This window comes from Draconibacterium mangrovi (assembly GCF_010586825.1).
GTDB classification, from domain to species: Bacteria; Bacteroidota; Bacteroidia; order Bacteroidales; family Prolixibacteraceae; genus Draconibacterium; species Draconibacterium mangrovi.
This window is the reverse complement of sequence record NZ_JAAAGB010000005.1, coordinates 189,464-206,045: the sequence shown is the minus strand read 5'-3', so window position 1 is coordinate 206,045 and position 16,582 is coordinate 189,464. Positions and strand designations below refer to the sequence as shown.

Below are 16,582 nucleotides of genomic sequence, written 5' to 3'. Positions count from 1 at the left end.
ATAAAACTTTCAATATGAGACGAGTTCTTAATATTATTCTGGTTCTTTGTTTTTTTGCAGGATGTAAAGAAATTGAAAAAGAAAATTCGGACCGAAAACCAACCATATATATCATAGGCGATTCAACTGTAAAAAACGGACGCGGCGACGGGGCCGGCGGACTTTGGGGCTGGGGCGATCCTCTGGTTCAGTTTTTCGATACGAGCAGAGTAAACATAGAGAACCACGCGCTAGGAGGTACCAGTAGTCGTACTTTCCGAAGTAAAGGTTTATGGGATGAAGTACTCCGGAAAATACAACCCGGCGATTATTTGTTTATGCAGTTTGGTCACAACGATGATGGCCCAATAAACGACGATTTTAGAGCACGCGGTACCATTTATGGAATTAGCGACGCCACGGAAGAGATTGATAATATGCTAACCGGTGCTCATGAAATTGTTCATACTTACGGATGGTACATCAGGCAGTACATTGCCGAAGCCAAAGCAAAAGGAGCAATACCGGTTGTTATGTCGCCTATTCCGCGAAATGACTGGGAAAATGGCCAGGTTCCGCGAAATGATACGAAATATGGATTATGGGCCAAAGAAGTGGCCAATTTAGAAGAAGTTGAGTTTATCAACCTGAATGAAAAAATGGCAACTGCCATGGAAAAATTGGGCGAAGATGCCGTCACCGGTCAATATTTCTTTAAAAGAGATCATACCCATACTTCGGCAAAAGGCGCAGTGCTTGCGGCCACCCTTATTGTTGAGGAACTAAAAAAATCGGATGAATGTTACCTGAAAGATTATTTGCTGACAAATCCTAAAATAAACTTCCCGGTAAAGAAAAAGGTATTTATAATCGGAGACTCAACCGTTGCCAATGGAAACGATGAGATTATTGGCTGGGGCCGCGAACTCTACAATTATATGGATACTACACGCCTTCTTATCTTAAACAAAGCACGTGGAGGCCGAAGTAGCAGAAGTTTTCAGTACGAAGGCCTCTGGGATGAGGTGCTGGCACAGTTAAATTCCGGCGATTTCTTAATCATCCAGTTTGGACACAACGACGGCGGCAACCTCGACAAACCCAAATACAGGGGATCACTACCCGGGACTGGCGATGAGACGATGGAAATTATCCGCGATGATGGTTCGAAAGAAACCGTTCACACCTATGGCTGGTACATAAAAAAATACATACAGGATGCTAAAGCTAAAGGAGTATCTGTTATTGTACTTTCACAAATTCCACGAAATGAATGGCCTAACGGAAAAGTAGAAAGGGTAGATGACAATTACGGCAAATGGGCAAAAGAGGCAGCCAAAGCAGAAAAAGCATTCTTTATTGATTTAAACAACGCTATTGCCGTTGAGTATGAAGCCATGGGGCCAAAAATTGTAAAGCAGTTTTTTCCGGGTGATCATACTCACACAAATGTTTACGGTGCCCGATTTAATGCCCTCACGCTTACCGAAGAGATACAAAATTTAGGAGAGTGTAAGTTAAGAGGCTATACGAATTTGTATTAAACTATAATGAATCTAAACACTGATTACAAAAATCAAAAACGATATGAATAAGAAATTAATTACCATTTTTACTGTTATTTGCACCTTGTTCGGCTTGACAGTATCGGCTCAAAAAGTAAATGATGTAACTACTCCGCTGCATCTGCTTCAACCGGATTATCCCAACCCTTACGGAAAACCGGATGTAGACGATATTATAAAAACCATCGATAAAGTTTATAACTATTTAAATGAAAGCACCCCTGCCAAACTCCAGAATAAAAATACCGGGGAAGAAATTACTGATTTTTCAAAAGTGGATGAAAATACCATTTTTATGCCGGGAGACTTTCGGTTAAACAGTTATGAATGGGGAGTTACCTATGCCGGCATGTTACTCGCGAGTAAAACTTCGGGAGATCCGAAGTACGCAGCTTATACCAGCGAAAGGCTCAATTTTATGGGTAAAGCGCTGGATGCGTTTACAAAGGTTGAAGAACAAAACCCAGGCGCACAATACGCCTTGTACCGCTCCGTTCACCCTCACGCACTCGACGATTGCGGAGCCATTTGTGCAGCCATGATTAAAGCAAGCAACAGCGGAAAAGCCCAAAATCTGGACAGTAGAATAAAAAGTTACATCGATTACATCAGCAACAAACAATTTCGTTTTGAGGACAATACACTGGCACGCAATCGTCCGCAACCCAATTCCCTGTGGCTCGACGATCTGTTTATGAGCGTTCCGGCATTGGCACAAATGGGTAGTTACAGTGGCGACAATAAATATTTTGATGATGCCGTGAAACAGGTGTTACAATTTTCAAATCGTATGTTCAATTACGAAAAGGGGCTTTACATGCACGGCTGGATAATGGATATGGAAGAACATCCGCAGTTTCACTGGGGAAGAGCCAACGGCTGGGCTGTAATGACACTGGTAGAATTGCTTGAAGTACTTCCGGAAGATTATCCGGATAGAGATAAGGTGCTCGACCTGTTAAAACGCCACATAAAGGGATTGGCCGGTTACCAGGATGGAACAGGATTCTGGCATCAGCTGATCGACCGGAACGATACGTACCTGGAAACATCGGCTACAGCCATTTATACCTATGCAATTGCTCGGGCCATTAACCGTGGTTATGTTGATGCAAAAGTTTATGGTCCGGTAGCCTGCCTGGCCTGGAATGCCGTATCAACAAAAGTGAACGAAAAAGGACAGGTTGAAGGTACCTGCGTGGGAACAGGCATGGGTTTTGATCCTGCATTTTACTATTATCGTCCGGTTAACGTATTCGCCGCTCACGGATACGGCCCTGTTATCCTGGCTGGAGCAGAAATGATAGAACTGGTAAAAACACACGACATCAGAATTAACGACAGCTCGCTTCAGTTTTATACCGAAAAAAAAAAGAGTGAATGGAGATTTGATTTTGGAAACGGAAAAGTAGCCGATGGCTTTCAGGCTTTAACTCCTGCAACATCGTATTCAAAAGAGAATGGTTTTGGAATCATTAGTGAGGTTGCTTTAAAGACAGGTCAGAAGAATGGATCAAACAAAGCAAGCGATGACTGGATCAGTTCCGATGCACCGTTTTATTTCCAGTTTGATGTACGTGAAGGCCGCTACAAGATTACATTAACACTGGGAAATACCAGGGAAGCTACTGCTACCACTGTAAAAGCGGAATCGCGCCGTTTAATGCTTGAAAATATTCAAACAAAAAAAGGCGAGATCGTGAGCAAAACCATTGTTGTTGATCACCGCTCGCCACAAATTAATGCCACTGAGGAGATTCACCGGAAAACACGGGAAATGACATACCTGAACTGGGATGACTGCCTAACTCTTGAATTTAACGGTCCCCTCCCTTGCGTATCGTCAATAATAATTGAGGAGGCCAACGATTTACCGGTAATCTACCTGGCCGGAAACTCAACAGTGGTTGATCAGGAATACGAGCCGTGGGCATCGTGGGGACAAATGTTTACACGCTTTTTAAAACCGGAAATTGTAGTCGCCAATTATGCCGAATCGGGTGAAACCCTAAAAGCATTCAGACGCGAAAATCGTCTAAAAAAAATAATAAGCCTGATAAAACCTGGCGATTATCTTTTTATTGAATTCGCACACAATGATCAAAAACCAGGTGGCAACCATGTAGAACCGTATACCACTTACCAGGATGAACTCCGTTTCTACATCAAATCGGCTAAAGAAAAAGGAGCCCAAACCGTGTTGGTAAGTTCAACCAACCGAAGAAAATTTGATGAAAAAGGCAAAATAGTGAATACACTCGAAGAATATCCCGATGCTGTGCGCCAGTTGGCAGCCCGGGAAAATATTCCTCTCATCGACCTCAATGTAATGAGTAAGTATTTTTACGAAAGTTTGGGAGTAGAAAACTCAAAAAAAGCCTTTGTTCACTACCCTGCCAACACTTTCCCCAACCAGGATAACCCCTTGGCAGACAATACACATTTTAGTCCTTACGGGGCTTACGAACTGGCAAAATGCGTTGTTCAGGAACTTATCGACAATGATAACGAGTTAAAAAAATACATTATTGACGACTGGAAAACTTTCGATCCTAAACAGCCGGATAGCTGGCAAAACTTTTTCTGGCCCGACAGCCCAAACTATGACCTAATCAAACCTGATGGTAACTAAAATATTCAAAATCAGTAAAGAAACTGTAAAACATCGGGGGGGAGATCACAAGCATAAAATGCGGTAACCACTTTTAAATCAAACTATTTTTATCATATGAAAAAAGGAATAATTGTACTAATCAGCTGCCTCATAGCAGGATCAGTTAACCTGCTGAACGCGCAACAACTTCCATCAAAAGCTGATGTAATAGAAAAAATGGAACAGACCAATGCCCACCTGATGAAAAAGTGGCCAGATCCGGGGGTGAACGTGATCACAAACAAAGAACGTCCCAGCAACCTGTGGACCCGCGCGGTGTATTACGAAGGATTAATGGCCTTGTATTCCATAAAACCCGATCCGGCCTATTTGCAATACGCGATCGACTGGGGCGAGTCTCATAAATGGGGATTACGATACGGTTCTGATTCGCGAAATGCCGACAACCAGTGCGCCGGACAAACTTATATCGATTTGTATAACATCGAACAAAAACCGGAGCGCATAAAAGACATTAAAGCCTCGGTAGATTTGATGCTCAAAACCGATAAAACTGACGACTGGGACTGGATTGATGCGCTGCAAATGGCCATGCCGGTATTTGCCAAACTGGCCATACTTACCGGAGACAGCAAGTACTCGGAGCGCATGTACAAAATGTATATGGACACAAAAGTTACGCAGGGCTTGTACAATAAAAAAGATGGTTTGTGGTGGCGCGATGCCGATTTTACACCGCCCTACACAGAGCCAAACGGCGAAGATTGCTACTGGAGCCGAGGAAACGGCTGGGTGGTGGCCGCTCTCGTTCGGGTAATGGATATTTTACCCGAAGATGATCCGCACTACAAAGAATACCTGAAAACCTACAAGGAGATGATGAAAGCCGTTCTTCCCATTCAGCGCGAAGATGGTTTTTGGAATGCCAGTCTGCACGACCCGAACAATTACGGGGGCAAAGAGGCAAGCGGCACATCGATGTTTGTATACGGCATGGCGTGGGGAGTGAACAATGGTATTTTGAGCGCAAAAAAATACATCCCGGCTATTACTAAAGGTTGGAATGCACTGGCCACTGAATCGGTTCATGAAGATGGATTTTTAGGCTATGTGCAGGGAACCGGAAAAGAGCCAAAAGACGGGCAACCGGTAACTTACACCAGCAAACCCGATTTTGAAGATTACGGTTTGGGCTGTTTCCTTTTAGCCGGTAGCGAAGTTTACAAATTGTGTAAATAGCAGCTCCGCCTGAATTGATAACGGCATAAACTGAAACCAATGAAAAGACTTTTAACGCTATTATTTTTAATCGCCGTAATTGTTCCCCTTTCTGCACAAAACCGGAAACCCGAAGTGAAAGAGAATATTCCTCTGGACTCCATTCGATTGAGCGATCCGTGCATTCTGGCCGATAAAAATACCGCCACTTATTACATGACCGGAACGGGCGGATTGCTTTGGAAAAGTAAAGATCTGAAATGGTGGACCGGCCCTTTCGTGGTGGCACAAACCGATCCTGATTCGTGGATGGGACCGCGCCCTATGATCTGGGCGGCCGAATTGCATCAATACAACGGCAAGTACTACTATTTTGCCACTTTTACTAACCGCAATGTGATTATCGATACGGTTAGAGGAAATGAGATCGAGCGACGAGCCAGTCATGTTTTGGTAAGCGATAAACCCGACGGGCCTTATGTTCCGATGAAGGACCCGACTTATCTGCCGGCCGATAAACCCACTTTAGACGGAACATTTTGGGTGGATAAAGACGGAAAACCGTACATGGTTTATTGCTACGAGTGGCTGCAAAACTGGAACGGCACCATTGAAAAGATCGAACTAAAACCGGATCTCTCGGGAACGATTGGTGAAGGAAAGGTTTTATTTCGTGCACACGACTCGCCATGGAGCCGCGAAAAAGATGAGCAGGGAAACATCATCCCAAATAAAGTTACCGACGGACCATGGTTATTCGAAACGCAAACCGGTAAGCTGGGCATGTTATGGACCAGCTGGGTTTTTAGCGATTATGTTCAGGGTGTTGCCTACTCCGAAAGTGGCACTTTGTATGGCCCGTGGATACAGGAGAAAGAACCTGTTACACCTCCAAACTTTGGGCACGGTATGCTGTTCCGTACTTTCGAGGGTAAATTACTCCTGTCGGCACACAGTCATAAAGATGTAAACGGTCGTTATGTTCGGATTCCTCATTTGTTCGAGGTGGATGATTCGGGCGATAAACTGGTAATTGTTGGGCCCTATAAGCCTTAGAACCTTGAAATATTCAATGTCAATCAGAAAAAAATTCCTGAATTTACTCTTAAACTAAAGTTTAAAAGGCAAAAACTTGCCGGTCAGGGCTTAAACTAACGTTTAAAGCCCAAAAGGAACGCCCGACAAGGTTTAAACAAACGTTTAAGCCTCAAAAGGAAGACCGGAAGCGTTTAAACAAACTTTTAAGCCTTCACCGGAGCTCCGCCGGCGTTTAAACAAAAGTTTAAGCCTCAAAATTGTTTTTTGCTTTAAACTTTTGTTTAACCCTCCGGATAGCTTTTTCCAGTTTCGGTATAAGACTCTTTATTTCAGATCGATTTATATTCACTTATCGCTTTTCAAGAAAGCCGATAAACTTTTCCATGGTATTGATCTCCGCTTCACGACCGCAAGCCGACGATATCCAGGTTGTTAATTGTTTGCCCGGTTTGCTGATGAGAAGAAACTGCGTACCATCGTCTTTAGTTTTTACAAAATCAGCCGGATCGTACATTATAGCTGCGCCTAACTCAACCAGTTCGGCAGCTACATCTTCCGGATGTAAACCCCAGGTGGCAATCAATCCGTCATTTTTGTAAATCTCCTGCCCTTTGTGGTAATTCACCCCGGTAACAAATTGTACGGGTTCGTCGGTTAAGGCAAAAGCATCCACTTTGGCATTTCGTTCGCCCGAATAAGCCGTAACGCGCACCAACACATCAATTTTCCGCCCCTTGTAAGGCACATCTTCCGATAACATTTCCATGTACGAGCAGGTAGGTTCTTTTACTACGCGAGCCGTACGGTTTGAAACCGGATTCAACCGAATAACTTTCTCGCCGTCCCAAAGACGTACGCCACCCAATCCCACGGTTTCGCCGGCTTTGTAATAATCGGCTCCCCAACCGTTTTTTTGATCTTCAGCCGTTGGATACCACACTTTTTCCCGTAGTTCAAGCTGAGGTTTAGCTTTCGAATAAACATCAATAGCCACTTTATCGCTAAAATAAATGCGCAGGGCCATCCACTCGTTCTCTACAGCCGGACCATGATGCCCGATTGTATTGTACAGATCGCCCGATTCGGCGCTAATTTCGCTCTGTTGCAAACTGTCCGAGCGCATAAATAAACTTACATCGGTTTTATTTTGTGCCTGAGCCGTTGCAATCAGAACAACAGCAAATAACAGCAGTACTAATCTTCTCATCTTCATTTTCGGTTTTGTTTGATTCTATTTATTTAATTCAATGGCAGCCACAATCAAAGGAGCAACACCTTTTTGGTCGTTATCCACTTTTTTTTCAGTAACGTAGTAGTTATAATCGGCTTCGCGATACGGATTTCCTCCCAAACCACAAGAGCCACAAGTATTGGTTAAAGTTACAAATCCATTCTCATCTTCCGTAACCAGGTTTTCAACTAAACTGTCGAAAGCTTTATCAGCGATGTCAAAATAATCCTGCGGCAGCCAGTTGTTTTTAGCTCCTTTGGCAAATGCGTAGATAAACATTGCCGATCCAGATGCTTCCAGGTAGTTGCGGTCTTCGCCTCCTCTATCCATCACCTGGTACCACAATCCTGTTTCCGCATCCTGAACCTTCAGAATAGCTGCACTCAAATCATTCAGAATAGTGATCAGTGTTTCCCTGTCTTTATGATCTTCAGGCAGATTTTCCAGCACATCAACCAAAGCCATCATGTACCAGCCGGTTGCACGGCTCCAGAAGTGTTTCGACTGGCCGGTTTCTTTGTTGCACCAGCTTTGCTCGCGACTTTCGTCCCAGGCATGATAAACCAGCCCCGTTTTTTCGTCGAGGGTATGTTTATACACTTCCTGCAACTGAAAAGTCACTTCATCAAACCATTGCGGCTGATCGAATTCTTTGGCATAACGAGCCAAAAACGGAGAGGCCATGTACAAACCATCCAACCACATTTGATAGGGGTATATTTTTTTATGCCAAAAACCGCCCGAATTTGTGCGCGGATGACTTTTCATTTGCGCTACCAGTGTTTCTGCCCCCAGGCGGTATTTCTCGTCGCCATAATCCTGGTACAACGTAACGATGCTGTTACCGGGCCGCACACGGTCGATGTTATAATCCGAAATCTTGTATTCGTTGATGCTGCCATCCTCGTTCACGAAAAAATCAATATAATCTTTAAGGTAAGCGCCATATTTCGGATCAATATCCTTAAGCTTATATATGGCATCGCCCAAAAAGGCAAAATCGTACTCGAATTTAGGATTATCGCGTTTATAATAGATCAGACTGTCGGCTTCATGCAATACGGTTTCGGCAAATTTTACCGACCACAAAGGTTCGGTTGTTTTTGCTGAATTTTGTTTGGTATTTTTTGAATTGCATCCGATCAGGGCAACAATCAGGAAGATAATTGAAAATGCTCTCATTGGTTTAATTTTGTTTAATAACAAAACTAATCTAACCGCAAGATTTTCAAAAGTAAAAATGTATTATATCGCGGGAAGCTATTCACAAAACAGGTAAAATCAGGTTTATCAAGTCTTTTTATTAGCTGAAACAGAAATAAATGTATTTTAAACTTATTGATAGTTTGTCTCTTAGGTGGAGACAATGGTGTTTTATACTTGTTTATACTTATCAGTTATAACTTGTAATGGCTAAACATAATGTGCTGTATATAGACGTTGGTAAACATTAAGAGAAACACATTCATAATAAGCCGGTTATTATACCTGACAACACTTTTAATAAAATACCTATAAACCTTTTGTTTCTTTCCCGGTTATACATAATTATTTATTTAACATTTAAATTACAATTATGAAATCAATTATTTTACTCTTTTTATTTTTCATTGCTATTTCTCAAGTATCAGCTCAAAAAACAAGAATTTCGACATCAGAACCTGATGCACAAATTTTTGTCAACGGAGAAAAGGCAGGTATCGGCTCGTATACATTAAAACTCGACGCAAAAGAATGTTACAATGTCCGGGCGACCAAACCAGGTTTTCTCATGTATGAAACTACTTTATGTGGAAAAAAAGGAGGCCCTGAGGCTCCGAAAGTTTTCTTTTTTGATATGCAAAAAGATGATTCAGAAATTGCATCTATTCAGACAGATCAATCGAATGTAGATTTTGAAATAGTAGTAAATCCGGATTTAACAGAGGATGAAGCCTGGAAATTGGTATATATGATTGTAACTGACTATTTTGATGCTATTGAAGTCAGTGACAAGGAAACCAGCTACTTAAGAACAGCATGGTCTGTTCAAAGTTTCATGCAAAATACAATTAGAACCAGGCTTATTTTAAAATTAGCTAATTCAAATCCTCTTACATATAAAGTGAAATTAAATAGTGAATATAGTGGCTCTGCAAGAACTAGTGTTAAATCAGACGAACTATTCCGACCTTGGGACAGGGTTTTAAGAAAGTATGAAAATATTATTGGTGATTTTACTACACGTATACAAAAAAGATAATCCGGATTGGCTTGAGGTAAATAAATTACTCGTAATTAGATGCCTCATTTAACAGATTAACTTTTGATGTAAAACAACATTCACCATTTTGTATAAGTATTGGCAGAGGTATTATGTAACATTTGGGTTGGTAGCTAATTCTAACTTTATCTCTGTTTGAGGAGAAACTATTATACAATCTGCCACTACTTATACAATTTTCCCTTCCTCCGTGCTCCATTCCCAGTAAAAAAGCAGGCTTACAAAAGCTTGTAAACCCGCTTCTCCCCTCTTTTACTAAATATTTATGATTTATAGCTGGAAAGTATAAACATATTTCACCTGAAAGATCCGGTTTAAGAATTGGGGTTCGTCCAAACCATTGTCAACATAATCGCTTGTTGGTCGTATTTCGTTGTACACAACGTACAGATCATTTCCTTCTTTTGGATTATAACGCAGGCGGAAGTTGGCAACCGTTACATTGTTAACGCTATTGTATTGTAAAAATGAACTAAACGACAGCTTTGTGTTGTACATGTATAAAAACTTCAGGCGCCCTACATGCGCATTCATTTCCTGGTTCCGGTTGGCAAAAACCACATGGCTGAAGTTGTAATAAGCAGAGAGTTGCAAACTGGCCGAAAGATTATAAATGGGCTCAACCGTTGCAGTAACATTATTACCATCGTAAAACTGACCACCCGACATCATTACAGTTGTAGAAAGGGGCTTTGAAACCGGCGACATCAATGTCATCCGGCTGGTATACGTTTTATATTTATCGGCCGGAACAACAACATTATCATCCAGTTCAAATTCTTCATCAACACCTTCAATGCGGTAATTCAAATCCAGGTTTACAAACCAACCTTTTTTGGTATTTAAACTAAAGCCCGGCCCGTACATACCGGTATCCAGGCCTCCGTCGGTAACACGGTACGATTCGTAAAAAGTTCCGTCAATACTGTATTTAAAAAGTTTCGACCCGGCACCTGGGAGCCAGCCGTACTGAAATTTTAAACGTGGCCCTTTAGTGGCGAATTTTGATAAAAATCCAACCTGGGGATCAAAATTCTCGCCCGTATATGCATAAGATAAATCGTATGCAAAACCTTCCTCGCTTCGCCGTTGCCACGATGCACGATAGAATGTATTTTCAATGCCCCCCGAAAAATCAGTGCCCTCGGGATCGGTGGTCTGAGCCACGCCAGCTTCAATGTAGTCGTCGCCAAAAATGCGGAAAATACCGTCAACACCGTAAGAATACGAATCGTTGATATCGGCACCAACCCGGGAAGTGATAATAGCCCCCACATACGAATTGGTATTGATTACCTGGCGGCGAAAACGTAACACACCAAAATTTTCCGATGGGTTTCCATTATTCTTTTGCGTTTGCATATCCATAAAACCCATGTCCCATTTACCAACACGACCGGTTAACCGCGCACCACCCAAAATTGGCGTCAGGCAACCATCCTCATCCAAACCAATACGGCGACTGTAGAATAACTTACTTGGGCCGCTTAGTTTATAATCGAAAATGCTGGATCGCTCCTGAAAGAACATCCTTTTCTCTGGAAAGAACAGTGCGTAACGTGTAAGATTCACCTGTTCATCATCGGCTTCCACCTGTGCAAAATCGGTGTTAAAAGTAAGGTCCATGGTAAGGTTGCTGGTGAGGCTGTATTTGATATCAACCCCGCCGGTAAGTTTATTGTCTTTTGATGAATCAAAAGCCGTTTCATCCTCATTCAGGTCGTTGGTTCGTTCTACACCGGTAGTGATATAAGGAGCCACATAAACAGGTTTTTTGCTTTCCACACCCGAAAGTTCAATCGTTTGTGCCAGCGATGGTTTGTTGGATGACAGCCGGCCGTATTTCGGATCGGTAGCCGGATACGTATCCACTTCATTGTTATGGCTTACCCCACGGTTAATCAACAATCCCATTTGTACGCGTCCATCTACTTCCTGAAAACGAAGACTGGAAAACGGAATCCGCATTTCAACCGCCCAGCCGGTTGCGGTACGAGCTGTTTTAACATCCCAGAATGTGTTCCAGCTGTAGTTTAATGAAGATGCTCCGTATATGCTGGGCATCATTTGAGCATCGTTTGATACGGCAAAATCAATACGCTGTCCTGCGGGCATGGTACAAAAAGCCAGCGCATTTTCGTTATCATCGTAGGTATCTAATAAAATTCCGAACGAGTCGGGGTTTTTTGATTTCTCGTCGCGCTTTTTACTGGTAGAAACGATGTTCTCCGGATTTTTATAATTCAGGAAAGCGCCTACCCAAAAATAATTATCATCGTAACTGATGTAGGTTTTTGTTTCCTCGCTTGGTGCAGCTTCAAAATTGGGGATGTGCATAATCAGTTCAAACTGTCGTGCCTTTAGCCAGAAGGCTTCGTCGGGCACACCATCGAAATTTACAGTTCCATCATTTTTGGCAATTTGTATAACGTCCTGCCCGAACACGATGATGGAACCAAACACGCATAATACAAGCGGTATTAGTTTTAAAATGAACGTCCTTTTCATGTTATTTTGGTTGCGGCCTAAAGCTTTATTCGAAATTTCGCACATCTGTTCCTGTACGAATAAAGCATTGGCAGATTTGGTTTAGCTGATTCAAGTTTTGGAATAAAAGGGCCTTCGGAAGTTCCGAAGGCCCCTGAAAACTGAATGGTTTTATTTGTATGTAATTACTCTTTCGTCGTTTATTATTCCGCTCCAGTTCAATCCATAGGCAAAATCGTATACATTGCCCATTTCATCGGTATAACAATCCATGTCGCGCGGCACGTCTTCAAACTGCTCTTCTACCGTTTTCATGTTGGCAGGTAACTGGAAAGGCAGCAAACCCGATGGTTCTGCATTACCTGTAACCAAATCCATGATCGCCTGATCCTGCACACCACAGTGAATTAAAATAGCATCAGCACTTTTTTCAAACTCGGCCGGAATAAACGGATTGGCCACATTTACCACCACAATTACTGGTTTATCGCCCATTTTTGCTTTGGTCTCGTTCACCACTTTCATGTCGTAAACATTAGCTGCCTCGGTTGATTTACCCTTATAACTTCTGTTGGTAAAGTCTTCGAACGGGCTTCCGCCTGCAATACTTTCCTCACGGACATACTCGGCAGTATACGGTCCGTACTGAAGTGAAATTGGAACATATCCGTTACCACCTTTTTCCTTATCTTCAAGCGAGTAGCCTGTTCCGCCTTGCGGACTTGAGATCAGACAAATTGCCACATCTGCCTTTTCTGCTGCATCAACAACCTCGAAATAGTTGGCTACCATATCCATATTCGCCGCGTCGCTCCATTTTTCTTCGCTGCGCATACCAAACCAGTTGGTTCCGGCAGGTGTATATTTTTGTGGAATATATACTTTCAACTTTTTCTCAAGCGGCAAAACGCCATCCTTGTTTTTTAGCATCACCACTGATTTCAGCTGCGCTTCGTAACCGGCTTTCATGTATTCCGGGTTACCTACAATTTCTTCCGATTCGGCAACAACCAGGTAAGGATTTTCAAAAAGTCCCGGGCGGAAAATATTTTTCAGCAAACGAACCGCTGATTGCTCGAACCGATTACGCATGTATTCTTCGCCATGTTCTTTAACGCCCATTTCGTAAGCTTCCAAAACGGGTCCTTTTTCGTTATTTCCGCCAAACTGGTCGGCACCGGCTTCAATTACTTTATAGTGACGCTCGGCAATCGTCAGATCTTCAACGCCCCAACATTTTCCCCTGAATTCGTGCACATTTGCAGCATCTGCAGTTATCATCCAGTCGGTACAAACCACGCCATCGTAATCATATTCACCTCTTAACAAATCAGTGATGATGTATTTGTTGTAGGCATTTCCTACATTTTCGCCATTCTTCTGATCGATATTGTATGAGATGGTATAATAAGGCATAACCGCTGTGGCTTTTCCGGTTGGGCCATCCAGTTTAAAAGCACCATCGGTAAACGGTTTTAACTGATCGGAAAGGTTATTTCCGGGATAAACCGCATACGCACCATAACCAAAGTGTGCATCGCGGCCACCTTCTTCAGGGCCACCACTTGGCCAGTGTTTTACCATGGCATTTACACTTTCAAAACCCCAACCACCGGCAATCTCTTTAGCCGCTGATGATGTTTGAAATCCATCGACATAAGCACGCGTGAGGTCGGCTGCCAAACCTGGATCTTCCCCCATTGTTCCGCTAAAACGACTCCAGCGCGGTTCAGTTGATAAATCGATCTGTGGAGAAAGTGCAGTTGCAATTCCCAAAGCACGGTATTCGATCGAGGCGATTTCTCCAAATTTTTTCATTACCGCAGGATCAAAAGTGGCTGCCAAACCCAATGTAGTTGGCCACATTGAAATATCTCCACCGGCACCGGCATTGTATTCGGTTTCCGCTTTGGTTCCGTGGCGCGGGTCGGTACTTGTATTTCCGGGAATTCCCAAACCAAGGCCTTCAACCAAAGCCTGCATGTTGTTGTTCCATTGCGCAGCCACGCCCGGACTTTCAACGGTAGTAATCAACACATGACGAAGATTGTCCTCGGTAAGAAACTTTATTTGCTGATCGGTGAGATCGCTTGATCTTGCGCCACTATCGGCCAACGATTTTCCAATGTATGTTCCGGCACCAAAACCACCACCTCCGGCAGGTATAGACTGGTGCCCGCTGTATAACATTAATCCGGCAATTTGTTCCACCGACATTTTTGAAGCCAAATCCTTTGCACGTTCGTCAACCGGTTTACGCCAGTCTTCGTACACATCCAGTTCGCCGTTTTTGTTCAAATCTTTAAATGCATAACCTCCATCAGTAAGAAGTGCTACTCCCGATTTTGGGGAATACCCCAAAGTTGCTCCACCTTCGTTATGAACAAGATTAAAGTCTCCCGTTTCTTCTTCACTCCACTTGGGGCCACAGCCAGTAAACAAAGCTGCAAAAAGAAAGGCTGCAGATATGATTTTCAGTTTTTTCATAATATGGTTATTTCGTTTTGTATAGTTCTAGTTGGAATAAAATGTATCAAGAAATTTGAGCAATTCAATACTTGGCAAATCGCCACATACCGATGTGGTGTTAAAATGCATCGCTTTCAGATTATCGGGAGTTGCTGCTTCCCACTCTGGTAATCCTTCCGCATTTGGATCACCTGAAGTTGCAAAATTCACCCAGTAATCCGACATCAGGTTGGCCAATTCATAATCCGCCTCGGTCCACGGGCGCGGACTCATTTTCAGGTTATTGTAGGCGTACGGCACTTCTCCGGTATGGAATGCCCCAAAGTCGCTCATTCCATCGGCGTAAGGAACATCGCGCTCAAAACGGTACATAAACACCTTTGATGTTGCCTTTTCATTTTGCAGCTGCATCCATTTGTACGACTGAATACCAAAAGTTTGCAATGCTCCCAAATCGTTCTGAATTGCAATTGCCTCCTTATCAGAGTTGATTGGAAACTTAGCTAAAAACTCATCAGCCATATCACCAAATAGTTGTTTAGCATTGGATTTAAATTGTTCTGCAGAAACAGGTGGAGGTCCAAAACCTTCATCTTCATTCCAACCAATAATTACCGGAATATCGTTTTGTTCACCGTTGGCAAAGATCTCTCTTACCGGTTTTGGCAAAAAATAACCATCAACAATGGGAATTCCGCCACCTCTGACTATCAAAATCTCTTCTGTACTTTTGGCACGTAATTCTTCAAGGGATGATACTCCCAATGACTCGGCGAATTTTACACCTGTTTCTTCACCGGCTTTAAGATCACCGCCTCGACCCAATGCATTCGTTGCAAAAACGGTACCACCACTCTCTGCAATCGCACGATGAATCAATCCTTTTGTTAAAGGACTTGCCACCAAATAATTGATACTGGCCGCTCCGGCCGACTGACCCGCAATGGTAATATTGTTTGGATCGCCGCCAAAAGAAGCAATATTTTTGTTCACCCATTTCAAAGCCTCAACCTGGTCGAGCAAACCATAATTTCCTGAAGCGTTGTTTGGCGATTCAGCAGTCAGTTCCGGATGTGCCAAAAATCCTAAAATTCCTACACGATAGTTTATAGTTATAAAAACAAGGCCTTTTTTGGCCATTTCTTCACCATCGTAAATCGGAACAGCACTTCCGCCACTTGAAAAACCACCGCCATAAATGTATACGAAAACCGGACGCTTCTCAGTAGCATCTTTGGCCGGAGTCCATACATTCAGATAAAGGCAATCTTCGCTTAACGGCTCCCTGGGAGCTATAAACTCTTGTGTCCACATACTAAACGGCATTGGAGTTGACTGTATAGGGCTGGCTGAAAATTCTGTGCATTGTTTCACTCCTTCCCAGGGTTCAACAGGTTGTGGAGCTTTCCAGCGCAAATCGCCCACAGGAGGAGCGGCAAAAGGAATTCCCTTAAAAGTGGTAATTCCGGTGCTTTCATCAAACGAACCACTTACCGTTCCGTCGGCAAGGATTACACTATCTTTAATTTGTTGGGGTGTTTGAGTTGAACATGCCCAAAAAAACAAGGCACTACAAAAAAACAAAGTCACGCGAACGTTTTTCATAGGTAGTAGGTTTACAATTTGTTTAGTCTTAAAAGGTTGTTTTATTCACAGGTTAAGGATAAGGGAACTCCCCCCCTGAACTATTCCAGGGAGAGAGTATTTAACCAAGTCCC

General features: G+C 43.0%; 10 protein-coding genes. 5 read left to right on the top strand and 5 right to left on the bottom strand.

The window, feature by feature from the left end:
• The first annotated feature begins 14 nt into the window (after positions 1–14).
• From G4420_RS14385 to G4420_RS14370, 4 genes are all read left to right on the top strand, one after another.
• Complete coding sequence (locus tag G4420_RS14385; protein ID WP_163324596.1) at positions 15–1,523, top strand: rhamnogalacturonan acetylesterase; 1,509 nt, start codon at positions 15–17, stop codon at positions 1,521–1,523.
• A gap of 43 nt (positions 1,524–1,566) precedes the next feature.
• Positions 1,567–4,176: a glycoside hydrolase family 88 protein gene (locus tag G4420_RS23275; protein WP_204273698.1), complete on the top strand. Its 2,610-nt coding sequence runs from the start codon at positions 1,567–1,569 to the stop codon at positions 4,174–4,176.
• 96 nt (positions 4,177–4,272) lie between these two features.
• On the top strand, positions 4,273–5,397 hold the full coding sequence (locus tag G4420_RS14375) for a glycoside hydrolase family 88/105 protein (RefSeq protein ID WP_163324594.1): 1,125 nt from the start codon (positions 4,273–4,275) through the stop codon (positions 5,395–5,397).
• A gap of 39 nt (positions 5,398–5,436) precedes the next feature.
• On the top strand, positions 5,437–6,432 hold the full coding sequence (locus tag G4420_RS14370; RefSeq protein ID WP_163324592.1) for a glycoside hydrolase family 43 protein: 996 nt from the start codon (positions 5,437–5,439) through the stop codon (positions 6,430–6,432).
• A 331-nt stretch (positions 6,433–6,763) separates the two neighbouring features.
• Here the strand turns inward: G4420_RS14370 and G4420_RS14365 are convergent, their stop codons facing one another.
• Together G4420_RS14365 and G4420_RS14360 are read right to left on the bottom strand one after the other, a co-directional pair.
• Positions 6,764–7,621, bottom strand: coding sequence for a DUF4861 family protein (locus G4420_RS14365; protein WP_204273697.1), 858 nt, complete (start codon positions 7,619–7,621; stop codon positions 6,764–6,766).
• Positions 7,622–7,645: 24 nt separating this feature from the next.
• Entirely contained in the window at positions 7,646–8,827 is a 1,182-nt protein-coding gene (locus G4420_RS14360; RefSeq protein ID WP_163324588.1) for a glycoside hydrolase family 88/105 protein, read from the bottom strand.
• A gap of 394 nt (positions 8,828–9,221) precedes the next feature.
• On the opposite strand from G4420_RS14360, the gene G4420_RS14355 reads away from it, so the two are divergent.
• Positions 9,222–9,887, top strand: a complete 666-nt coding sequence (locus tag G4420_RS14355) for a hypothetical protein (protein WP_045028091.1) — start codon at positions 9,222–9,224, stop codon at positions 9,885–9,887.
• A 291-nt stretch (positions 9,888–10,178) separates the two neighbouring features.
• Here G4420_RS14355 and G4420_RS14350 read toward each other — a convergent pair whose 3' ends face one another.
• The 3 genes from G4420_RS14350 to G4420_RS14340 all read right to left on the bottom strand — a co-directional run bounded on the left by G4420_RS14350 (position 10,179) and on the right by G4420_RS14340 (position 16,469).
• On the bottom strand, positions 10,179–12,416 hold the full coding sequence (locus G4420_RS14350) for a carbohydrate binding family 9 domain-containing protein (RefSeq protein ID WP_163324587.1): 2,238 nt from the start codon (positions 12,414–12,416) through the stop codon (positions 10,179–10,181).
• A gap of 150 nt (positions 12,417–12,566) precedes the next feature.
• The gene (locus G4420_RS14345) at positions 12,567–14,882 is read right to left on the bottom strand and encodes a glycoside hydrolase family 3 protein (protein ID WP_163324585.1); all 2,316 of its coding nucleotides are present in this window, start codon (positions 14,880–14,882) and stop codon (positions 12,567–12,569) included.
• Positions 14,883–14,909: 27 nt separating this feature from the next.
• Positions 14,910–16,469, bottom strand: coding sequence for a carboxylesterase/lipase family protein (locus G4420_RS14340; RefSeq protein ID WP_163324583.1), 1,560 nt, complete (start codon positions 16,467–16,469; stop codon positions 14,910–14,912).
• Between the last annotated feature and the right edge of the window lie 113 nt (positions 16,470–16,582).

Bases quoted from the DNA above. Each gene is read 5' to 3' on its own strand.
- G4420_RS14365 (WP_204273697.1), bottom strand. From the start codon at position 7,621: ATGAGAAGATTAGTACTGCTGTTATTTGCTGTTGTTCTGATTGCAACG.
- G4420_RS14385 (WP_163324596.1), top strand. From the start codon at position 15: ATGAGACGAGTTCTTAATATTATTCTGGTTCTTTGTTTTTTTGCAGGA.
- G4420_RS14370 (WP_163324592.1), top strand. From the start codon at position 5,437: ATGAAAAGACTTTTAACGCTATTATTTTTAATCGCCGTAATTGTTCCC.
- G4420_RS14345 (WP_163324585.1), bottom strand. From the start codon at position 14,882: ATGAAAAAACTGAAAATCATATCTGCAGCCTTTCTTTTTGCAGCTTTG.
- G4420_RS14340 (WP_163324583.1), bottom strand. From the start codon at position 16,469: ATGAAAAACGTTCGCGTGACTTTGTTTTTTTGTAGTGCCTTGTTTTTT.
- G4420_RS23275 (WP_204273698.1), top strand. From the start codon at position 1,567: ATGAATAAGAAATTAATTACCATTTTTACTGTTATTTGCACCTTGTTC.
- G4420_RS14375 (WP_163324594.1), top strand. From the start codon at position 4,273: ATGAAAAAAGGAATAATTGTACTAATCAGCTGCCTCATAGCAGGATCA.
- G4420_RS14360 (WP_163324588.1), bottom strand. From the start codon at position 8,827: ATGAGAGCATTTTCAATTATCTTCCTGATTGTTGCCCTGATCGGATGC.
- G4420_RS14355 (WP_045028091.1), top strand. From the start codon at position 9,222: ATGAAATCAATTATTTTACTCTTTTTATTTTTCATTGCTATTTCTCAA.
- G4420_RS14350 (WP_163324587.1), bottom strand. From the start codon at position 12,416: ATGAAAAGGACGTTCATTTTAAAACTAATACCGCTTGTATTATGCGTG.